The 21,821-nt window shown below is 56.2% G+C and carries 21 protein-coding genes; 15 read left to right on the top strand and 6 right to left on the bottom strand.

Annotated elements, in window-relative coordinates:
- Positions 1–416 precede the first annotated feature (416 nt).
- From AB3N39_RS08415 to ves, 7 genes are all read left to right on the top strand, one after another.
- On the top strand, positions 417–1,637 hold the full coding sequence (locus tag AB3N39_RS08415) for an aspartate aminotransferase family protein (RefSeq protein WP_111965596.1): 1,221 nt from the start codon (positions 417–419) through the stop codon (positions 1,635–1,637).
- Positions 1,634–2,668 (top strand): arginine N-succinyltransferase, encoded by a 1,035-nt coding sequence (gene astA / locus AB3N39_RS08420; protein ID WP_115874811.1) that lies wholly within the window; start codon positions 1,634–1,636, stop codon positions 2,666–2,668. The genes AB3N39_RS08415 and astA overlap by 4 nt, the downstream gene beginning before the upstream one ends.
- Positions 2,665–4,152, top strand: coding sequence for a succinylglutamate-semialdehyde dehydrogenase (gene astD, locus AB3N39_RS08425; RefSeq protein WP_133294203.1), 1,488 nt, complete (start codon positions 2,665–2,667; stop codon positions 4,150–4,152). Before astA ends, astD begins: the two co-directional genes overlap by 4 nt.
- On the top strand, positions 4,139–5,464 hold the full coding sequence (astB, locus tag AB3N39_RS08430; protein ID WP_143344993.1) for an N-succinylarginine dihydrolase: 1,326 nt from the start codon (positions 4,139–4,141) through the stop codon (positions 5,462–5,464). Before astD ends, astB begins: the two co-directional genes overlap by 14 nt.
- Positions 5,465–5,474: 10 nt before the next feature.
- The gene (astE, locus tag AB3N39_RS08435; RefSeq protein WP_143344994.1) at positions 5,475–6,440 is read left to right on the top strand and encodes a succinylglutamate desuccinylase; all 966 of its coding nucleotides are present in this window, start codon (positions 5,475–5,477) and stop codon (positions 6,438–6,440) included.
- Positions 6,441–6,778: 338 nt separating this feature from the next.
- Positions 6,779–7,273, top strand: a complete 495-nt coding sequence (gene spy / locus AB3N39_RS08440; protein WP_143344995.1) for an ATP-independent periplasmic protein-refolding chaperone Spy — start codon at positions 6,779–6,781, stop codon at positions 7,271–7,273.
- A 297-nt stretch (positions 7,274–7,570) separates the two neighbouring features.
- Positions 7,571–8,128 (top strand): environmental stress-induced protein Ves, encoded by a 558-nt coding sequence (gene ves, locus AB3N39_RS08445; protein ID WP_348942677.1) that lies wholly within the window; start codon positions 7,571–7,573, stop codon positions 8,126–8,128.
- Here ves and cho read toward each other — a convergent pair.
- Together cho and nadE are read right to left on the bottom strand one after the other, a co-directional pair.
- Positions 8,106–8,984, bottom strand: a complete 879-nt coding sequence (cho, locus tag AB3N39_RS08450; protein WP_133294207.1) for an excinuclease Cho — start codon at positions 8,982–8,984, stop codon at positions 8,106–8,108. The genes ves and cho overlap by 23 nt on opposite strands.
- A 114-nt stretch (positions 8,985–9,098) precedes the next feature.
- The gene (gene nadE / locus AB3N39_RS08455) at positions 9,099–9,926 is read right to left on the bottom strand and encodes an ammonia-dependent NAD(+) synthetase (protein ID WP_111965602.1); all 828 of its coding nucleotides are present in this window, start codon (positions 9,924–9,926) and stop codon (positions 9,099–9,101) included.
- Positions 9,927–10,158: 232 nt separating this feature from the next.
- Here nadE and osmE point away from each other — a divergent pair, with 232 nt between their 5' ends.
- The 7 genes from osmE to chbG all read left to right on the top strand — a co-directional run bounded on the left by osmE (position 10,159) and on the right by chbG (position 16,009).
- Positions 10,159–10,503: an osmotically-inducible lipoprotein OsmE gene (gene osmE, locus AB3N39_RS08460; protein WP_010430142.1), complete on the top strand. Its 345-nt coding sequence runs from the start codon at positions 10,159–10,161 to the stop codon at positions 10,501–10,503.
- Between the two features lie 281 nt (positions 10,504–10,784).
- Positions 10,785–11,102: a PTS N,N'-diacetylchitobiose transporter subunit IIB gene (gene chbB / locus AB3N39_RS08465; protein WP_111965603.1), complete on the top strand. Its 318-nt coding sequence runs from the start codon at positions 10,785–10,787 to the stop codon at positions 11,100–11,102.
- 79 nt (positions 11,103–11,181) lie between these two features.
- Positions 11,182–12,540: a PTS N,N'-diacetylchitobiose transporter subunit IIC gene (gene chbC / locus AB3N39_RS08470; RefSeq protein ID WP_032657878.1), complete on the top strand. Its 1,359-nt coding sequence runs from the start codon at positions 11,182–11,184 to the stop codon at positions 12,538–12,540.
- Between the two features lie 47 nt (positions 12,541–12,587).
- Positions 12,588–12,935, top strand: coding sequence for a PTS N,N'-diacetylchitobiose transporter subunit IIA (gene chbA, locus AB3N39_RS08475; protein WP_111965604.1), 348 nt, complete (start codon positions 12,588–12,590; stop codon positions 12,933–12,935).
- 29 nt (positions 12,936–12,964) lie between these two features.
- Positions 12,965–13,783, top strand: coding sequence for a transcriptional regulator ChbR (gene chbR / locus AB3N39_RS08480; protein ID WP_029740446.1), 819 nt, complete (start codon positions 12,965–12,967; stop codon positions 13,781–13,783).
- Positions 13,784–13,892: 109 nt separating this feature from the next.
- Entirely contained in the window at positions 13,893–15,248 is a 1,356-nt protein-coding gene (locus AB3N39_RS08485; protein ID WP_133294208.1) for a 6-phospho-beta-glucosidase, read from the top strand.
- An 11-nt stretch (positions 15,249–15,259) separates the two neighbouring features.
- The gene (gene chbG / locus AB3N39_RS08490; protein WP_133294209.1) at positions 15,260–16,009 is read left to right on the top strand and encodes a chitin disaccharide deacetylase; all 750 of its coding nucleotides are present in this window, start codon (positions 15,260–15,262) and stop codon (positions 16,007–16,009) included.
- A gap of 88 nt (positions 16,010–16,097) precedes the next feature.
- Here chbG and katE read toward each other — a convergent pair whose 3' ends face one another.
- Positions 16,098–18,347: a catalase HPII gene (gene katE / locus AB3N39_RS08495; RefSeq protein ID WP_367897208.1), complete on the bottom strand. Its 2,250-nt coding sequence runs from the start codon at positions 18,345–18,347 to the stop codon at positions 16,098–16,100.
- Positions 18,348–18,550: 203 nt separating this feature from the next.
- Here katE and cedA point away from each other — a divergent pair, with 203 nt between their 5' ends.
- Entirely contained in the window at positions 18,551–18,790 is a 240-nt protein-coding gene (gene cedA, locus AB3N39_RS08500) for a cell division activator CedA (RefSeq protein WP_024909438.1), read from the top strand.
- Positions 18,791–18,839: 49 nt separating this feature from the next.
- Here cedA and AB3N39_RS08505 read toward each other — a convergent pair whose 3' ends face one another.
- The 3 genes from AB3N39_RS08505 to hxpB form a co-directional block, all read right to left on the bottom strand.
- A complete protein-coding gene (locus AB3N39_RS08505) occupies positions 18,840–20,231 on the bottom strand; it encodes an L-cystine transporter (protein WP_111965608.1) in 1,392 nt (463 codons plus the stop codon).
- A gap of 127 nt (positions 20,232–20,358) precedes the next feature.
- Positions 20,359–20,949 (bottom strand): metal-dependent hydrolase, encoded by a 591-nt coding sequence (locus tag AB3N39_RS08510; protein ID WP_014883483.1) that lies wholly within the window; start codon positions 20,947–20,949, stop codon positions 20,359–20,361.
- A gap of 101 nt (positions 20,950–21,050) precedes the next feature.
- Positions 21,051–21,722 (bottom strand): hexitol phosphatase HxpB, encoded by a 672-nt coding sequence (gene hxpB, locus AB3N39_RS08515; protein WP_127730474.1) that lies wholly within the window; start codon positions 21,720–21,722, stop codon positions 21,051–21,053.
- Positions 21,723–21,821 lie beyond the last annotated feature (99 nt).

Here is a 21,821-nt window from a genome sequence, read left to right on the forward strand (position 1 = left end):
GGTGAATAGTGCAGGGATGGTAGCAGAATTTGCGTCAACTGTTACCGGCTTCGGCCAATAACTGCAACAGATAATGCCGGTGGTGCAATATTTGCACCATTCTGACGCGCCTCGCCCTCAAACAGGGCGTAAATGACCGATAAATTTCGCGAGCGATCACAATTCCAGAATTATATTTGGCCTGTGCATACTCTTTCTGATTTTAATGCGGCAAAGCGCCGCTTGTCGTAAAAATATTCACTTTTTATGCACTAAAGGTGAATAACTCCATATTGTAACTTATTGATATTCTGTTACCTCAACCCGTTTATGCAATTTTATCGCTGGCTGGCACGAAGGCTGCAATCTACATTCACAGTGCAAACACTCAATTATTTAACATTCAAATAACCTTTTATTTACCGGATGAGGTCGCTATGTCTCTGTCAATTACGCGTGAAAATTTCGATGAATGGATGATGCCGGTTTACGCTCCGGCGGCTTTTATTCCGGTTCGTGGGGAAGGCTCGCGCCTGTGGGATCAGCAGGGTAAAGAGTATATCGACTTTGCAGGTGGGATTGCGGTCAACGCGCTGGGTCATGCGCACCCGGCGCTGCGTCAGGCGCTCAATGACCAGGCGGCGAAGTTCTGGCATACCGGCAACGGCTTTACCAACGAGCCCGCGCTGCGCCTGGCCAAAAAACTGATCGACGCGACGTTTGCGGAGAAGGTCTTTTTCTGTAACTCGGGGGCGGAAGCCAACGAAGCGGCGCTGAAGCTGGCGCGCAAATATGCGCACGATAAATTTGGTACCCACAAGAGCGGCATCGTGGCGTTTAAAAATGCCTTCCACGGGCGCACGCTCTTTACCGTCAGCGCGGGCGGCCAGCCTTCATACTCGCAGGATTTCGCCCCGCTGCCGCCGGATATCCGTCACGGTATTTATAACGATCTGCAGTCCGCCAGCGAGCTGATTAACGACACCACCTGCGCGGTGATCGTCGAGCCGATGCAGGGCGAGGGCGGCGTGCTTCCGGCGAAAAAGGAATTCCTGCAGGGGCTGCGCGAGCTGTGCGATCGTCATAACGCGGTGCTGATTTTCGACGAAGTCCAGACCGGCGTGGGCCGCACCGGCGAGCTGTATGCCTATATGCACTACGGCGTCACGCCGGACGTGCTTTCGACCGCCAAAGCGCTGGGCGGCGGCTTCCCGATTGGCGCGACGCTGACCACCGATAAATTCGCCAGCGTGATGACCGTCGGCACCCACGGCACCACCTACGGCGGCAACCCGCTGGCCACCGCCGTCGCCGGGCAGGTGCTCGACATCATTAACACCCCTGAGGTGCTGAAGGGCGTTAAGCAGCGCCACGACTGGTTTGTTGAGCGTCTGAACGCCATCAACGGCAAAACGGGGCTGTTTAAAGAGATCCGCGGCCTGGGGCTGTTAATCGGCTGCGAGCTCACAGCTGAGTTTGCCGGGAAAGCTAAACTTATTTCACAGGAAGCGGCAAAAGTGGGCGTGATGGTGCTGATTGCCGGTGCCAACGTAGTGCGTTTTGCTCCCGCGCTGATCGTCAGCGAGGAAGAGGTGCAAACCGGTCTGGACCGCTTTGCGCTGGCGTGTGAAAAAGTGAAATCCGGGGTGTCATCATGATGGTCATCCGTCCCGTTGAGCGCGGCGACCTCGCCGGGCTCATGCAGCTTGCCGGTAAGACGGGAGGCGGGCTGACCTCGCTTCCTGCCGATGAAAATACGCTGTCGGCGCGCATTGAGCGCGCCCTGCAAACCTGGCAGGGGACGTTGCCAAAAAGCGAACAGGGGTATGTGTTCGTGCTGGAAGACACCGACACGGGAACCGTGGCCGGGATCTGCGCCATTGAAGTGGCCGTCGGGCTTAACGATCCGTGGTACAACTACCGCGTCGGCACCATGGTTCACGCCTCGAAAGAGCTTAACGTCTATAACGCGCTGCCCACGCTGTTTCTCTGCAATGACCACACGGGCGCCAGCGAGCTTTGCACGCTGTTTCTCGACCCGGCGTGGCGAAAAGAGGGCAACGGCTATCTGCTCTCCAAATCGCGCTTTATGTTTATGGCCGCCTTCCGCGATCGCTTTAACGAAAAAGTGGTTGCGGAGATGCGCGGCGTGATCGACGACACCGGCTACTCACCGTTCTGGGAGAGCCTGGGCGAGCGCTTCTTCTCGATGGAGTTCAGCCGGGCGGACTATCTCTGCGGCACCGGCCAGAAAGCCTTTATTGCCGAACTGATGCCGAAGCATCCTATTTATACCCATTTCCTCAGCCCGGAAGCACAGGCGGTGATCGGCGAAGTGCATCCGCAAACCGCACCCGCCCGCGCGGTGCTGGAGAAAGAAGGCTTCCGCTACCGCAACTATGTCGACATCTTTGACGGCGGGCCTACGCTTGAGTGCGATATCGACCGCGTGCGCGCGATCCGTAAGAGCCGGCTGGTTGAGGTCTCTGAAGGCCAGCCCGCGCCGGGCGACTGGCCGGCGTGCCTGGTGGCGAACGAAAATTATGCCAACTTCCGCGCCATGCTGGTGCGTACCAACCCCAAATGTGAACGTCTGGTGCTGACGGCTGCAGAACTGGATGCCCTGAAATGTAACGCCGGCGATACGGTTCGCCTGGTGCGTCTCTGCCCTGAGGAGAAAACAGCATGACATTATGGATTAACGGTGACTGGGTCACGGGCGAAGGCGAACAGCGCGTAAAGACCAATCCGGTAGGAAAAGAGGCGCTCTGGAAGGGGAATGACGCCAGCGCCGCGCAGGTGGAACAAGCCTGCCATGCCGCCCGCCGCGCGTTTCCGGCGTGGGCAAAACAGCCTTTCGCCGTGCGCCAGGAAATTGTTGAAAAGTTTGCCGGGCTGCTGGAGGCAAACAAGGCCGAACTGACGCGCATCATCGCGTCTGAAACCAGTAAACCGCGCTGGGAAGCGACAACCGAAGTGACGGCGATGATCAACAAAATCGCCATTTCGGTGAAGGCGTACCACACCCGTACCGGCGAACAGCACACCGACATGCCGGACGGCGCGGCCACGCTGCGCCACCGTCCGCACGGCGTGCTGGCGGTGTTTGGTCCGTACAACTTCCCGGGGCATCTGCCGAATGGGCACATTGTGCCCGCGCTGCTGGCGGGCAATACCGTCATCTTCAAACCGAGCGAGCTCACGCCATTAACCGGCGAAGCGGTGGTTAAGCTGTGGGAACAGGCAGGCCTGCCGCCGGGCGTGCTAAACCTGGTGCAGGGCGGACGGGAAACCGGTCAGGCGCTGAGCGCGCTGAGCGATATCGACGGCCTGCTGTTTACCGGCAGCGCCGGGACGGGCTATCAGCTGCACCGCCAGCTGGCGGGGCAGCCGGAAAAAATTCTGGCGCTGGAGATGGGGGGCAACAACCCGCTGATTGTGGAAGACCCGGATGATATTGACGCCGCGGTGCACCTGACGATTCAGTCCGCCTTTATAACCGCCGGACAGCGCTGCACCTGTGCCCGCCGTCTGCTGGTGAAAAGAGGTGCGCAGGGGGATGCTTTCCTGAAACGTCTTGTAGAGGTAAGCGCGCGCCTGGTGCCAGCCGCGTGGGATGCCGATCCGCAGCCGTTTATCGGCGGACTGATTTCCGAACAGGCCGCGCTGAACGTGCTGAAGGCCTGGCAGGACCACGTCGCGCGCGGCGCGAAAACCCTGCTGGAGCCGAAGCTGGTTCAGCCGGGAACCTCGCTGCTGACGCCGGGCATCGTAGAGATGAGTGGCGCGAGCAACGTCCCGGATGAAGAGGTCTTTGGTCCGCTGCTGTGCGTCTGGCGTTACGACGATTTTGATGCGGCGATTGCGATGGCCAATAACACCCGCTACGGCCTGTCGAGCGGGCTGATTTCGCCTCATCGCGAGAAGTTTGATCGGCTGCTGCTGGAAGCGCGCGCCGGGATTGTGAACTGGAATAAACCGCTGACCGGGGCCGCGAGCACCGCGCCGTTCGGCGGCGTGGGCGCATCGGGCAACCATCGCGCCAGCGCGTGGTATGCCGCCGATTACTGTGCCTGGCCGATGGCGAGCCTGGAAACCCCGGCGCTGACGCTGCCGGAGACGCTTAATCCGGGGCTGGACTTTACCGGAGGGGACCGTCATGAAAGCGCGTGAAGTCAACTTTGACGGGCTGGTGGGGCTGACGCACCACTACGCCGGTCTCTCTTTTGGTAATGAAGCCTCGACGAAGCACCGCTTTCAGGTTTCCAACCCGAAGCTGGCGGCAAAACAGGGGCTGCTGAAGATGAAAGCGCTGGCGGATGCCGGTTTCCCGCAGGCGGTGATCCCGCCGCAGGAGCGTCCGAACGTGGCGGTGCTGCGCCAGCTCGGCTTTAGCGGCACCGATGAGCAGGTAGTTGAAAAAGCGGGTACGCAGACGCCGCACCTGCTCTCGGCGGCAAGCTCCGCCTCTTCGATGTGGGTCGCCAACGCGGCAACCGTCGCGCCGTCAGCCGATACGCTGGATGGCAAAGTCCACCTGACGGTGGCGAACCTGAATAACAAGTTTCACCGCGCCACCGAAGCGGAAACCACCGAGCGCGTGCTGCGCGCCATTTTCAACCAGGACGCCCATTTTGCGGTGCATCAGGCCCTGCCGCAGGTGGCGATGTTCGGCGACGAAGGCGCGGCCAACCATAACCGCCTGGGGGGCGATTATGGCGATCCGGGCCTGCAGCTGTTTATCTACGGGCGAGAAGAGGGCAGCCACGCCGCGCCAACCCGTTATCCTGCTCGTCAGACGCTGGCGGCCAGCCAGGCGGTTGCCCGCCTGAATCAGGTTAATCCTTCCCAGGTGTTTTTTGCCCAGCAAAACCCGCATGTGATTGACCAGGGCGTATTCCACAACGACGTGATCGCCGTTTCTAACCGCCAGGTGCTGTTCTGCCACGAGCAGGCGTTTGCCCATCAGGAGAAACTGCTCGCCACGCTGCATGAGCGCGTGCGCGGCTTTACGCCAATTCAGGTGCCCACGGAGGCGGTGAGCGTGCAGGACGCGGTAGAAACGTATCTGTTCAATAGCCAGCTGCTGAGCCGCGATGACGGCAGCATGATGCTGGTTCTGCCGCAGGAGTCCCGGGATCATCAGGGCGTGTGGCGCTATCTGACCGAGCTGGTGAAGGCCGATAACCCCATTTCCGAACTGCGCGTGTTTGACCTGCGCGAAAGCATGGCCAACGGCGGTGGTCCCGCCTGTTTACGTCTGCGCGTGGTCTTGACCCAGGACGAAATGCAGGCGGTGAATCCGGCGGTCATGATGAACGATACGCTCTTTACGCGGCTGAATGACTGGGTCGATCGCTACTATCGCGATCGGTTAACGCAGGCGGATCTGGTTGACCCGCAGCTTCTACGCGAAGGTCGCGAGGCGCTGGACGCGTTATCGGCAATCCTGCAGCTGGGATCGGTTTACCCGTTCCAGCGCTGAAGGAGTGGATATGGAAAATTTACTGGCGCTGACCCTGGCCGATGAGACACCGGAACAGAAAGAGGGGGAGGGCCCCTCATTTCGCTGGCGGTGGCTGGGCCGCGGGGTGCTTGAGCTGACGCCGACAGCAAAAAGCGATCTCTCGCTGCTGCTTTCAACGGGTATCCACGGGAATGAAACGGCGCCCGTTGAGATTGTCGATCTGCTGCTGCGCGCGCTGTATCGCGATGAGATTACCCTGAAGTGCCGCGTGCTGGTGGTGCTCGGCAATCCGCCTGCGCTGGCGCAAAACAAGCGGTATCTGGTCAGCGATATCAACCGCATGTTCGGCGGGCGCTGGTCGCAGTTTCCGCAGAGTGACGAAACGGCGCGGGCACAGTGGCTGGAGAACATCGTGACCCCGTTTTTTGCCGCTGCGGGACCCGTGCGCTGGCATCTGGATCTGCACACGGCAATTCGCGCGTCCTACCACGTTCGCTTCGGCGTTCTGCCGCAGCGCAATCAGCCGTGGGAGGAAGATTTCCTGGGCTGGCTGGGAGACGCCGGGCTGGAGGCGCTGGTGTTTCACCAGTCGCCGGGCGGAACCTTTACGCACTTCACCTGTGAGCACTTTGGGGCGTTGTCCTGTACGCTGGAGCTGGGGAAAGCGCTGCCGTTTGGGCAAAACGATCTTACCCGCTTTGCGCCAACGCATCTCGCCCTGCGGGCGCTGCTGGGCGGGTTGGCTCCCGAGCCTACGCATCAGACCGTTGAGCGTTACCGGGTCGTACAGCAGATCACGCGCCGCAGCGACGCCTTCCTGCTCCACATGGCCGCACACACACTCAACTTCACCCCGTTCCGCAAAGGGGCGCTGCTGGCCGAGGATGGCGAGGAACGTTACGAGGTGCAGAAAACCACCGAGTATGTTTTATTCCCTAACCCAACCGTCGCGTTTGGCCTGCGGGCCGGGCTGATGCTGGAAAAAATATCCTGAACCTTTCCCCTCTCATCATCCGGGAGGGGAAGTTAAATACCTTTTCTTAGCAATTAAAGCGCGTGAACGTGTTTTGCAGAATATTCCTGGTGAATTGCTTTATTATTCACCTTCACTCCGTTATACTTCTGCAAAATCGCTTTAAAATCATCGTATTGAATATTTTTGGTTGCAACTCTCCACGCTTTATCCTTATTTCCTCCACATTTGGCGAAAATTTGTTTTTTACACTTTCATTGTTTTACCGTTGCTCTGACTAATTGACGATAAACCCCGTAAAGTTAATCTCGTCAACACGGCATAGCGCCGAAGAATAACTGAAAGAAAGGAAATAAATTATGCGTAAGTTTACTGCACTGTTTGTTGCTTCTACCCTGGCTCTGGGCGCTACCAGCATGGCGTTCGCCGCAGATACTGCGACCACTGCACCTGCCGCGCCTGCTGAAGGCAAAATGATGATGCATCATAAAGGTCCGGGTATGCACAACGAGATGATGATGTTTAAGGATCTCAACCTGACGGATGCGCAGAAGCAGCAGATCCGCGACATCAGAAAAGGCGAACGCGACCAGATGAAACGTCCACCGCTTGAAGAGCGTCGCGCGATGCATGACATCATCGCCAGCGACAGCTTCGATAAGGCGAAAGCCGAAGCGCAGATCGACAAAATGGCCGAGGAGCACAAAGCCCGCATGCTGGCTCACATGGAAACCCAGAACAAGATCTACAACATTCTGACCCCTGAACAGAAAAAACAATTTAATGCGAATTTTGAGAAGCGTCTGACAGAACGTCCGGCGATGGAAGGTAAAATGCCAGCACCAACCGAATAATCGGTTCACTCTCTTAAGACCGCCGGGATCCTGTCCACAAAAGCGCAATCGCTGTGGACAGGACCGGCGGTTTTTCTTTCCTGCCCTCTTGTCTGCCGCCGCCAGCGCGGTATGCTCCTGTAGTCGCATCAGAGAATGTTTGTAGAGTCATGGCGTTAGAATTTTTATTAACGTTCCGCTAAGGCCTGCCCGCTCTGCTGCCGATACTGTTTCTGTGAATACCCAACGATAACAAACAAGACAGCAACGATAGCAATATCCTTGCCCTGGCACGGGTTGTGCCATTCAGGAGTGGTGATGGAGTTCTTTGATATCCGTAAGATGCCGGTCAGCCTCTGGCGCAATGGTGCGGGTGAAACGCGTGAGATTTGTTGTTTCCCTCCCGCGACGCGGGATTTTCAATGGCGTGCCAGTATCGCGACTATTGCAAGCAACGGCGAATTTTCCTCGTTTCCAGGCGTTGACCGGGTGATCACGTTACTGGAAGGAGGGGAGGTGACGCTGGATGCCGGTCAGGCATTTTTCCATACCCTCAAGCACCATCAGCCCTACAGCTTTGCCGGCGATCTGCCGGTGAAAGCGCTGCTGTCCGATGGGCGGATGGCGATGGACTTCAACATCATGACCCGGCGCGACTGCTGCCGGGCGAAGGTGCGCGTGGCTGACCGTACCTTTACCACCTTTGGCTCACGCGGGGGCGTGATATTTGTGTTAAGCGGGGCGTGGCAGCTGGGTGATAAATTTCTGACGGCCGATCAGGGCGCCAGCTGGGAGGAGGGTACCCATACGCTGCGTCTGCTGGAGGCTCAGGGCACCTTATTGTTCAGCGAAATCACGTGGCTGCCAGGTCATTGAGCACAATGATCTCAAATTTACCGGCTAATACCGGCTTACAGAGAATTTTATAGCCATCGTGGTCAAATCCGGCGGGCGTGCGCAGCAGGGTTGCCGCGTCGTTGATGTCGTCGACAGCGCCCAGCCAGAGCCAGTTATTGACGATGTGATACTGGGTCATCGCGTCACCCACTTCTTTTAGCGCAACGGCGCTTTCCCAGGGCCAGCACTTCACGCTGATGGCCCCCAGACCGGAGAGGAGCCGGGCGTGGTGCGCCTCAATGCTCTCTTTCCCACAGCAGGCACCGGCGCAGCGCTTCAGCGCGGATCGGAAACAGGCGCGTCCGCGGGTGGTTGCCTCCAGACCTAAAAGGCTGTAGCAAAGCTGCAGCTCGTCCGCCAGCGTCTGCAGCGCCTGGAGCGCGGCGCGTTTATTGGCGAACAGCCCATAGAGATTGGGGGCATGTGAAAAATCGACCTCGCGCGCGTAGACGACCTGCGGCTTGCCATCGTTGATCTGCAGGGAGCAGAGCTGACGGTTGCGGCGCAGGCGCTTATTGAACAGCGGCTGCTGCTCTTTAATCAAACGCGCTTCCAGCAATAGCGCGCCCATTTCTCCGGCCGTCTGGAACCAGGTAATGCGTCGCGACTGGCGCAGCATGGCGGCCTCGTCCGGGGTACGCAGATGGGATAACACCCGACTGCGAATGTTAACGCTCTTGCCAATGTAGAGCGGCAGGGTGTCGCTTTCGCCGTGAAAGATGTACACGCCCGGCTGTTTAGGCAATGCTTCAAGCCAGGGGCGAAGGTGCTCGGGATATTCGTAGATAGCCGCCGCTTCAAACTCAAGACGCGGGGCGGATTGACGCCTGCTCACATACTGCTCCATATACTGTTCAGGTATACAGTGTAGCAGGAGTGTGGTGGTTAAAAAAGAGCCGGGTGGCGGCGACGCCTTACCCGGCCTACAAAACGGGGTTACCGTTTTGCTTTATTTTTTCCAGAAGTCGTCAAACACCGTAATGGGCGTGTGGCGCTTGTGCTCGGTTTTCAGATACCAGCCTTCGATGATTTTCGCGGTACGTTCATCCAGCTTTTTGCCTTCCAGATAATCATCAATGTTGTCATAGGTGACGCCAAGCGCTGCTTCATCCGGCAGGGAAGGGCGATCGTCCTCCAGATCGGCTGTCGGCGCTTTCTTATACAGATGCTCAGGACAGCCCAGCGCGGCAAGCAGCTGCTTGCCCTGACGCTTGTTGAGACGGAAGATAGGGTTAATGTCGGTGCCGCCGTCGCCGTATTTGGTGAAGAAACCGGTGATCGCTTCTGCCGCATGGTCGGTGCCGACCACGACGCCTTTGGTCATCCCTGCGATGCTGTACTGTGCTTTCATACGTTCGCGGGCTTTCTCGTTGCCGCGAACAAAATCGCTCAGCTCAATGCCCGCTTCGCGAAGCGCCTGCTCGCTTGCCAGCACCGAGCCCTTAATATTCACGGTCAGCACGCGGTCAGGCTGAATGAAGGCAATGGCATCCTGGCAATCCTGCTCGTCCGCCTGTACGCCGTAAGGAAGGCGCACAGCGATAAACTGCAGCGTCTCATCGCCCGTCTCTTCGCGAAGCTCTGAAATCGCCATCTGGCAGAGTTTACCGGTCAGGGTAGAATCCTGGCCGCCGCTGATGCCCAGCACCAGGGATTTCAGGAAAGCGTTCTTTTTTAAGTACGATTTTAAAAAATCCACGCTGCGGCGGATCTCTTCATGTGCATCTACCGTAGGCTTCGCGCCCAGTGCCTGAATAATCTCTTGTTGCAGAGCCATCACGCCCTCCATATGCAGTACATAAACAGAATGTGTTAGCTGTTAAAACTAACCCTTTGGGCGAGAAACGACAAGGATCACAGTTTCGAGTGCGCTAATTTGCGCCGATTTAGCAGCTTATCGTTGTTTTATTAGAATTTTCCGAAATTCGTCTGGCGTAACTCACAAAGTTGAACAATAGTACTTTTTATCCCATGCTTAGATAACACGCTGATAAACAAGAGGACGGAATATGAACAAGAACGTAGCAGGAATTCTTAGCGCAGCGGCGGTACTGACTATGCTGGCAGGGTGTACGGCTTACGATCGCACTAAGGATCAGTTTACGCAGCCCGTAGTAAAAGACGTTAAAAAAGGGATGACCCGTTCGCAGGTGGCTGCGATTGCCGGTAAACCTTCTTCTGAAGTGACCATGATTCATGCGAAAGGGACCTGCCAGACCTATATCCTGGGTCAACGTGATGGTAAGGCAGAAACCTACTTTGTCGCCCTGGATGATACCGGCCATGTGATTAACTCCGGCTATCAGACCTGTGCTGAATACGATACCGATCCGCAGGCACCTAAGGCGCAGTAACCCTGCTTGCCTGAGGATGTAAAAAACCGGCCCCCAGGGCCGGTTTTTTTATGCATCAGAAAATCTTATTTCTTTGCGCGAATTATTTGCCCGAAATGTGAAGGGAGTCAACAAGCCAGGTCAATGAGAGACAATTTGAGTCTATCCAGAATTATCCCCTGTCTGTACCATTGCGTATACTCACTCCAACGATAAACAACAGTACGCAAGCTACCTGTCTGCTGGGACAGCGAGTCGAGTGATAGCGCGATGGCAGGTAGTCATACAAGAGGGAAATCACGATGGAAAAGAAACATATCTACCTGTTCTGCTCAGCGGGCATGTCAACCTCGCTTCTGGTTTCAAAGATGCGTGCGCAGGCTGAAAAGTATGAAGTCCCTGTGGTGATTGAAGCGTTCCCCGAGACGCTGGCGGGCGAAAAAGGTCAGAGAGCCGATGTCGTTTTACTGGGACCGCAAATCGCCTATATGTTGCCCGAAATTCAACGACTGTTACCGAATAAACCGGTCGAAGTGATCGACTCGGGGCTGTACGGCAAAATTGATGGTTTAGGTGTTCTTAAAGCTGCTGTGGCAGCCATTAAAAAAGCTGCTAATTAATTTTTATTTTTCCCGTCAAAGAGTTATTTCACACACAATACGCCGTAACATGCGTTACGGCATTTAAGGGTATTTTCCTATGAGTAAAGTCATCGCTTCACTTGAAAAGGTACTCCTTCCTTTTGCTGTTAAAATAGGAAAGCAGCCTCACGTTAATGCCATCAAAAACGGCTTTATTAAATTAATGCCGTTGACGCTGGCCGGGGCCATGTTCGTTTTAATTAACAACGTTTTTCTGAGCTTTGGTGAAGGTTCCTTCTTTTATTCATTAGGAATTCGGTTAGACGCTTCTACTATTGAAACCCTTAATGGTTTTAAAGCCATCGGCGGCAACGTCTATAACGGTACGTTGGGGATTATGTCGCTGATGGCGCCTTTCTTTATTGGGATGGCACTGGCAGAAGAGCGTAAGGTGGATCCGCTGGCCGCCGGGTTATTATCCGTCGCCGCCTTTATGACCGTAACGCCATACAGCGTGGGTGAAGCCTATGCCGTCGGTGCCAACTGGCTGGGCGGGGCCAACATCATCTCCGGTATTGTTATCGGTCTGGTGGTGGCAGAGATGTTCACCTTTATTATCCGCCGCAACTGGGTTATCCGCCTGCCGGATAGCGTACCGGCTTCTGTTTCTCGTTCATTTTCCGCGTTGATTCCGGGCTTCATTATTCTCTCCATCATGGGGATTATCGCCTGGGCGCTCTCCCACTGGGGCACAAACTTCCACCAGATCATCATGGACTCTATCTCTACGCCGCTGGCGTCGATGGGTGGCGTGGTCGGTTGGGCGTATGTGATTTTTACCTCTCTGCTGTGGTTCTTTGGCGTGCATGGTTCACTGGCACTGGCCGCGCTGGACAGCGGAATTATGACCCCATGGGCACTGGAAAACGTTGCGCTTTACCAACAGTACGGCTCCGTTGACGCGGCGCTGGCAGCGGGTAAAACCTTCCATGTGTGGGCGAAGCCGATGCTTGACTCCTATATCTTCCTGGGCGGTACCGGGGCGACCTTGGGTCTGATCATCGCGGTCTTTATTGTCTCTCGCCGTGCTGACTACCGTCAGGTCGCTAAGCTGGCGCTGCCATCAGGCATCTTCCAGATTAACGAACCGATTCTGTTCGGTCTGCCAATCATCATGAACCCGGTAATGTTCATTCCGTTCATCCTGATTCAGCCGCTGCTGGCCGCTATCACCCTGACGGCGTATTACATGGGCATCATCCCACCGGTCACCAACATTGCGCCGTGGACCATGCCGGCGGGTCTGGGCGCCTTCTTCAACACCAACGGCAGCGTCGCGGCCTTCCTGCTGGCGATATTCAACCTCGGAGTTGCCACCCTGCTGTACATGCCGTTCGTGGCGATTGCCAACAAAGCCGCCACCATCATTGATGAAGAAGAGAGCGAAGAGGATATTGCCCTCTCACTGAAATTCTAAGATTGACCGGCGCGGGGAAACCCGCGCCAGCCACAAGGAGCTTAAACATGTTAGATTTGGATAGTATTGTCGCAGACGAAGCCGTTGAGAACGATCTCGAAGAAGTGGTGATGGGGCTTATCATCAACTCCGGGCAGGCCCGCAGCCTGGCCTATGGCGCACTGAAGCAGGCCAAGCAGGGGGATTTCGCCGCGGCAAAAACCATGATGGAACAGTCCCGCACGGCGCTTAACGAAGCGCATCTGGTGCAAACAAAGCTGATTGAAAGCGATCAGGGCGAAGGAAAGATGAAGGTCAGCCTGGTGCTGGTCCACGCGCAGGATCACCTGATGACCTCGATGCTGGCGCGCGAGCTGGTGGCGGAGCTCATTGAGCTTCACGAGAAGATGCAGTAAGTCAGACTGAGTAGCAGGAGGTCAGCACGATGGAAATCAAAACCGCGCTTGAACAGCAGCTGTTTAACGGCAAAAATTTTCACGTGGTTATCTACAACAAAACGGAGAGCGCCAGCGGTCTGCACCAGCATGACTACTACGAGTTCACGATTGTTCTGACCGGTCGCTACTACCAGGAGATCAACGGTAAGCGCGTCCTGCTTGAACGAGGGGATTTCGTCTTCCTGCCGATGGGGTCTTACCACCAGAGCTTTTACGAATTTGGTGCCACCCGCATTCTGAACGTGGGCGTCAGCAGACGTTTCTTCGAGAAGCACTATCTGCCGCTGGTGCCGTTCTGCTTTGTGGCCTCTCAGGTCTATCGGGTCAAAAACGAGTTCATGACCTGGATTGAAACGGTTATCGCCTCGCTTAACTTCCGCGACAATGAATTTGATGAGTTTATTGAAACGGTGACCTTCTACGTGATGAACCGGCTGCGCCACCATCGGGAAGAGCAGCAGGTAACGGATGATATTCCACAGTGGCTGCGCAGCACCGTTGAGCTGATGCACGATAAAGGCCAGTTCAGCGAAAATGCGCTGGAAAATATGGTCTCCCTGTCGGGGAAATCCCAGGAATATCTGACCCGCGCGACGCAGCGTTATTATCGTAAAACGCCCGTGCAAATTATTAATGAAATCCGCATTAATTTTGCTAAAAAACAGCTGGAAATCACCAACTATTCTGTCACCGATATTGCATACGAGTCAGGATACAGCAGTCCCAGCCTGTTTATTAAAACCTTTAAGAAATTGACGTCATTTACCCCGAACAGTTACCGGAAAAATTTAACGGTAATTAATTAACTGTCGGCGGATTACCCGCCACGAATATTGCTTTAATGGCTTGCCCAAATAGCGGGAAGAGCACGCTATACCTTGCAGGCGATTAACCTGATACGCTAAGGGAGATATTATGCAGAATAAATTAAAAGTCGTAACCATTGGTGGCGGCAGCAGCTATACCCCGGAATTACTGGAAGGCTTTCTGAAACGTTATCATGAATTACCAGTCAGCGAATTATGGCTGGTGGACGTTGAGGAAGGTCAGGAAAAGCTGAATATTATTTTCGACCTGTGCAAGCGCATGGTGGAAAAAGCCGGCGTGCCTTTGACCGTGCATAAAACCCTCGATCGTCGTCTGGCGCTGAAAGATGCGGATTTCGTGACCACCCAGCTGCGCGTCGGCCAGCTGAAAGCGCGTGAGCTGGACGAACGTATTCCCCTGAGCCATGGCTATCTGGGGCAGGAGACCAACGGCGCGGGCGGCCTTTTTAAAGGCCTGCGTACCATCCCGGTCATTTTCGACATCGTCAAAGACGTGCAGGAGATCTGCCCGAACGCGTGGGTGATTAACTTCACCAACCCGGCCGGGATGGTGACCGAGGCGGTCTATCGGCATACGAACTTCAAACGTTTTATCGGCGTCTGTAATATTCCGATCGGCATGAAGATGTTCATCCGCGACGTGCTGGAGCTGACCGACAGCGACGACCTCTCCATCGATTTGTTCGGCCTGAACCACATGGTGTTCATTAAAGACGTTATCGTGAACGGTAAATCACGGTTTGCCGAACTGCTGGACGGCGTGGCTTCCGGTCGCCTGACGGCGGCATCGGTGAAAAACATCTTTGACCTGCCGTTTAGCGAAGGGTTGATCCGCTCGCTGAATCTGCTGCCTTGCTCGTATTTGCTTTACTACTTCAAGCAGAAAGAGATGCTGGCCATCGAAATGGGCGAGTACTATAAGGGCGGCGCGCGTGCGCAGATCGTTCAGAAGGTCGAGAAGCAGCTGTTCGATTTGTATAAAGATCCGAACCTGAACGTCAAACCGAAAGAGCTGGAGCAGCGCGGCGGGGCCTACTACTCCGATGCGGCGTGCGAAGTGATCAACGCCATCTACAACGACAAGCAGGCGGAGCACTATGTGAATGTGCCGCATCATGGACATATCGACAATATTCCGGCTGACTGGGCGGTTGAGATGACCTGCATCCTGGGGCGCGAGGGTGCTAAACCGCATCCCCGTATCACCCGCTTCGATGACAAGGTCATGGGCCTGATTCATACCATCAAAGGCTTTGAAGTGGCGGCAAGCAATGCGGCGCTAAGCGGCGAACTCAATGACGTGCTGCTGGCGTTGAACCTTAGCCCGCTGGTGCATTCCGACCGCGACGCGGAGCAGCTGGCCAGCGAGATGATCCTGGCGCATGAGAAATGGTTGCCAAACTTTGCCGCTACGATCGAGAAGCTGAAGTTCAAACAGCAATAAGAGGACGCACAATGGAAAACCTGCTGATCGTTAATGCTGATGATTTTGGCCTCTCGAAAGGCCAGAACTACGGCATTATTGAAGCCTGTCGCCGGGGTGTGGTGACCTCTACCACGGCGCTGGTTAATGGTGAGGCGGTTGAACACTCGGCGCAGCTGAGCCGCGAGGTGCCGGAGCTGGGCGTCGGCATGCATTTTGTACTGACGCTCGGGATGCCGCTTTCTCCAATGCCGGGCCTGACGCGCGACGGCCAGCTGGGCAAATGGATTTGGGAACTGGCAGAGCAGGGTGCTCTGCCGCTCGAAGAGATTGCCCGCGAGCTGGAGAGTCAGTTCAACCGCTTTGTTGATGTGTTTGGTAGGGCGCCGACGCACATCGATAGCCATCACCACGTGCATATGATCCCGACGATTTTCCCGATTGTCGCTGATTTCGCAAAGCGCAACGGCGTCGCGATGCGCGTAGATCGGGAGGTGCGCGGATTGCCGGACTGCGCTGTCACCACCACAGAGGGGTTCAGCAGCGCATTTTACGGCGACGAGATTGACGACGCGCTGTTCCTGAAGGTGCTGGATGATTCCGCCGCGCGAGGGGAACGGTCGCTGGAGGTCATGGCGCATCCTGCCTTTGTCGATAACACCGTGCATAAAAGCGCCTACTGCTGGCCGCGCCTGGCGGAGCTGGATGTCCTGACGTCGCCGTCGTTGAAATACGCGATTGCCGAGCGAGGGTATCGTTTGGGGACGTTCGGGGATCTTTGAAATAAAGCCCGGTGGCGGCTTTACCTTACCGGGCCTACAAAACCAATCGAATGTAGGCCGGGTAAGCGCAAGCGCCACCCGGCTTTTTTTACGCCGGTATCTGGTCAATCTTGCTGCTTCGCGACCAGACGCGGTGCGCGGCGAGCAAAACAAACAGCTTCGTCATAAAGGCATCGTCAACGTTATCTCCCTCGACAATGCCGTCCTCACCCTGATCGGCAACCTTCAGCTGCGCCTTAAACTGTCGCGCGTCGCCGGACAGCGCGATCGGCTTCAGGTGCTTATAGGCTTCCAGCAGATAATAGACGGCGTCGCCGTTGGTCAGCAGGCTGGCAATATCCCCGCCCGGCACAATTACCGCATCGACGGTCAGCGATGGCGCACCGGCAAAGGTCGCCGCGACCGGCAGCACAGAACCATCGTCGGCCGTCACTTCACCCATGCGGGAATAGAGCAGTTTGGCATGCACGCCCTGGGTTTTAAGCGCCTGCATAATTCCCAGCACGTCGCTGGCGCGGGTTTTGTCGTTCAGCAGAACGGCGACCACGCGGCCTTTAATCGAGCCGCCCGGCACCGCATACAGGCTCAGAGACGGATCTTTTTTCACCCCGTTAACCTCTTTCGGCGGGGCAAGATTGCGCTGCTCGTCGGTCAGCGTAATGCCCAGGTTATCCGCAACGCTCTGGGCTAGCTGAATATCAATATGCGCCAGCTGATCGACTACCCGCTCGCGGATGTAGGTGCGCACCACTTTGCTCAGCTCAAAGCTGAAGCCGCCGATGATGTGCTGTTGCTCAATCGGCGTCTGGCTGTTCCAGAACAGGCGAGGGTGGGCGTAATATTCGCCGTACGAGGGGCTACGCTCGCGAATTTTGTTGCCATCGATACGCTCCTGGTACGATTCGAAGCCACCGCGTTTCGGCCCGGGAGGGGTTTCACGCGGCCAGTTATCGTTGATGGAGTTCGGCTCATAGTTAGCCGGGTTGGTATCAATATCCTGACGGTGCATCCCGTCGCGCTGGAAGTTATGGTACGGGCAGGTTGGGCGGTTAATCGGAATTTCGTGGAAGTTCGGCCCGCCGAGTCGGCTGATCTGCGTATCGGTATAGGAGAACAGGCGTCCCTGAAGGAGCGGATCGTTGGTGAAGTCCAGCCCCGGCACGATATGCCCCGGGTGGAACGCGGCCTGCTCGTTTTCGGCAAAGAAATTATCCGGGTTGCGGTTGAGCACCATTTTACCTACCAGCTGCACCGGTACCAGCTCTTCCGGGATCAGCTTCGTCGGGTCCAGAAGATCGAAATCGAACTTAAATTCGTCCTCTTCCGGGATGAGCTGCAGACCCAGCTCGTACTCCGGGAAGTCGCCCGCTTCAATGGACTCCCACAGCTCGCGGCGATGGAAGTCCGGATCGCGCCCGGTCAGCTTCTGCGCCTCGTCCCACACCAGCGAGGCTTTACCCGCTACCGGCTTCCAGTGGAAGCGCACAAACGTGGCTTTCCCCTCGGCGTTGATCATCCGGAAGGTGTGGATGCCAAACCCTTCCATGGTGCGGTAGCTGCGTGGAATGCCGCGGTCTGACATCGCCCACATCACGTTGTGCAAGGTTTCAGGCTGCAGGGAGACGTAGTCCCAGAAGGTGTCGTGCGCACTTTGTCCCTGCGGTATGGCCCAGTGGGGCTCCGGTTTTACCGCATGGACAAAGTCAGGAAATTTATGCGCATCCTGAATGAAGAACACCGGGGTGTTGTTGCCGACCAGATCGAAAATCCCCTCTTCGGTATAAAATTTGGTGGCAAAGCCGCGGATATCCCGGACGGTATCTGCCGACCCCGCACCGCCCTGCACGGTGGAGAAACGCACAAACACCGGGGTGATTTTATCCGGGTCGGAGAGGAAATCCGCTTTAGTGATCGCTTTCAGACTCTTATAGGGCTGGAAGTAGCCGTGCGCAGCGGAACCGCGCGCGTGGACGATACGTTCCGGTATCCGCTCGTGGTCGAAGTGGGTAATTTTTTCCCGCAGGATAAAGTCTTCCAGCAGGGTAGGCCCGCGCGCGCCTGCGCGAAGGGAGTTCTGATCGTCAGCAATGCGTACGCCCTGATTGGTGGTGAGCGCAAAACCTTCGCCGCCTTTACGGTGTGGCTCAAGAGATTTCAGCTTCTCGTTTCCCGTATCCGGCGATTTCATGCTTCCCGGTGCGGTAGGCTGTTCTCCCGGCGCGGAAGGGCCAGGCGAGGGGCGGTGAGAGCCGTCAGCAGGGGCGAGAGAGTCCATACCCGGTTGAGATTCTTCAGTGCCATGAATCGGTGATTGATGTGTTTTATCTTTGTTCGACATTGCACGCTTCTCCTTTATCCATTGCTAAAAACCCTATTAAGGATAGAACAATGTCGCGAGATGGCTCGCGAACTAAGAGTTTTCATATGACGTGATTAACGAAAGGAGCCCTCTCACCCACTCGGGGCGCGACGGAAGGCAGCAGGATCGGCTATCATAGAGTTTTCCTGCTTCAAGAATTTGCTTTAGTGAACCAGTCGCTTATGAAACCTCTTCGTCAACAAAACCGCCAGGTAATTAGCTATGTGCCCCGCGTTGAGCCCGCGCCGCCTGACCATGCCCTGAAAGTGGAGGGTTTTCGCGATGTCTGGCTGCTGCGGGGGAAATACGTGGCCTTTGTGCTGATCGGCGAACATTTCCGTCGCTCACCCACCTTTACGGTGCCGGAGTCAGCGCAGCGATGGGCGATGCAGATCCGCCAGGATGAAGAGGTTGAGGAATAACAGCCATAAAAAAACCGCCATCAGGCGGTTTTTTTATTTCAGACGGTGATTAACGGTGCGCCAGCTCGGCGTCGTCTTCACTTTCCAGAATCGTTTTGTCGGTCTGCTTCAGCCACTGGCTGGTCAGCGTGCCGGCGGTCATGGAGCCGCTCACGTTCAGCGCGGTACGACCCATGTCGATCAGCGGTTCAACGGAGATCAGCAGGGCGACCAGCGTCACGGGCAGACCCAGCGCAGGCAGCACAATCAGCGCGGCGAAGGTTGCGCCACCGCCAACACCCGCAACGCCTGCGGAGCTTACGGTAACAATCCCGACCAGCGTGGCGATCCAGACCGGATCAAGTGGGTTGATGCCGACTGTAGGAGCAACCATCACCGCCAGCATCGCCGGGTACAGACCCGCACAGCCGTTCTGACCAATGGTAGCACCAAAGGAGGCAGAGAAGCTGGCGATGGATTCAGGCACGCCCAGACGACGGGTCTGCGCTTCCACGTTCAGCGGGATAGACGCGGCGCTGGAGCGGCTGGTGAAGGCAAAGGTCAGTACCGGCCAGACTTTACGGAAGTACTTCAGCGGGCTGACGCCGTTCACGCCCAGCAAGATGCCGTGCACCACGAACATAATGCCCAGGCCCAGATAAGAGGCGACAACGAAGCTGCCCAGCTTGATGATGTCCTGCAGGTTAGAGCCGGCAACCACTTTGGTCATCAGCGCCAGCACGCCGTACGGGGTCAGCTGCATCACCAGACGTACCAGCTTCATCACCCAGCTTTGCAGGGTATCAATCGCGGTCAGCACGCGTTCGCCTTTAGGCGCGTCGTCTTTCAGCAGCTTCAACGCCGCTACGCCCAGGAACGCGGCGAAAATAACCACGCTGATGATCGAGGTTGGGCTCGCACCGGTCAGGTCAGCAAACGGGTTCTTCGGAATGAAGGAGAGCACCATCTGCGGCACGGTCAGATCAGCCACTTTACCAACGTAGTTGGTTTGAATCGCGGTCAGACGCGCCGTTTCAGCGGTACCCTGAACCAGGCCTTCTGCGGTCAGGCCAAACAGGTTGGTGACCAGCACACCCACCAGCGCGGCAATCAGCGTGGTGAACAGCAGCGTACCTATGGTCAGGAAGCTGATTTTTCCCAGCTGAGTCGCGTTATGCAGGCGGGCAACGGCGCTCAGAATAGAGGCGAACACCAGCGGCATAACGATCATCTGCAGCAGCTGGACATAGCCGTTACCGACGATGTTGAACCACTGAATGGAATCTTTAAGAACTGGATTATCGGAGCCATAAATTGCCTGTAATGCCAGACCAAATACGACACCCATGGCCAGACCAACCAGCACCTTTTTCGCCAGGCTCCACTGTTTGTGGCGCGCCTGCGCGAGAAGCAATAGCAATACAGCGAACACAACGACGTTCGCGATGAGTGGAAAATTCATCCCCGTTCTCCTGATTTATTATCGGGTCGGTTTTTACCGATCCTGTTGGCGGAAGGTTAGCAGAAGTGTGATGTAGCGCTTATATCCAAATGGAATGGGTTATGACAAATGGGATAAATTTGTTGGTTTACTGTTCAATCTGGTGATGAATAAAGCGATTAAACTGAAATTGCAGCGAATTAATCATCTGGGAAGACCAGCGGACTGCACTGTTTTCGGGCAACGTTTGCGGCATCCAGACGGCGTAAGCAAACAGCGCCATGCACAATACCCGCTCAAGCTGGTTACCTTTTTGCGGCGCAAGGATGGGAAAACGGAAACGCCAGCGGCAGGGCCAAAGTAGCGGCACGCCCGCAGGCGTCAGCATATCGGCAAGGATATGGCTTAAATAGCCCAGCACCATCCCCTGGATAGCGTCAGCGGGGACGATCCAGCTTTCGGGCACTTTTAAATAGAACAGCGTCAGCAGGCCAAACACGGCCAGCAGGCTGTGCGTAAACCCCCGGTGGCCGAACGCGCGGGCGATGGGTTTAGACACCCACTTCAGGCGCTGTCCCAGGAAGGACTTGGGGTGGTCGATGTCGGGCAGCAGACAGGTCAATACGGCGGAAGGAACAATATGCCACCAGTCCCCCTGTGCCAGCACGGGGGTAAGTTCAGCGTTTTTGGCAAATACTGCGCACGCGATTGAAAAAAGCAGGTGGCCTTCCGCCGTCATGATAAAACCCACAAAACTGTCAATTCATACAGTATAGGGTTTTTATACAGTAGGCGGAAGAGGTGACGGTGTAACTGTTTGTCACAAACCGGAGGAGGGCGTTAACCGCCCTGCAGATGATGCGCCGTGAGTTCTGCCAGTGAATTTAGCTTCACATCGGCGAGGGCAAACCGGGGATCGTGGCGTCCTTCTTCCGCAGGCACCACAATGGAGCGCATCCGCGCGGCTTTAGAGGCGACCATGCCGTTAACGGAGTCTTCCAGCGCAACGCAGTTGAGGGGATCCAGGCCGAGCTTAGCGGCGCAGTCTAGATAGACCTGCGGGTGCGGCTTGCTGTAAGGCAATTTTTCAGCGGACGCCAGCGCGTCGAAACTGTCGCGCAGTTCAAACATGACGAGCACTTTTTCCAGCATATGCAGCGGTGAAGCCGAGGCCAGTCCGACCTTCAGCCCCTGGGCTTTACACAGCGCGACGGCCTCACGTACGCCGGGCAGCAGCGGCTTGTTCTCTTCCACCAGCGAAATGGCACGGCTGATAATGCGTGCGGTCACCTCGTCTCGCCCCGGTCCAGTCCACGGCTGTTGGGCAAACCACAGGTCAACCACCATGTCGATGCGCAGGCCCAGCGTATCGGGTAGTTCATTACGGCGGCTGATATCCACGCCCAGGCTGGCCATAACGTCCAGTTCGGCGCGATCCCACAGCGGTTCGGAATCGATCAGTAATCCATCCATGTCAAAAATTGCGGCAAGTATTTGGCGCGGTGTCGACATCACAACGTCTCCTTATCCAGGGTGTACGACAGACGATAAGTGCTAAGCACAATCTGCAATTTAGCATATTGCTTTTAAAGAGCGGGCGAAATTGATGAC

The organism is Enterobacter vonholyi, assembly GCF_040834095.1.
Lineage (GTDB): Bacteria > Pseudomonadota > Gammaproteobacteria > Enterobacterales > Enterobacteriaceae > Enterobacter > Enterobacter vonholyi.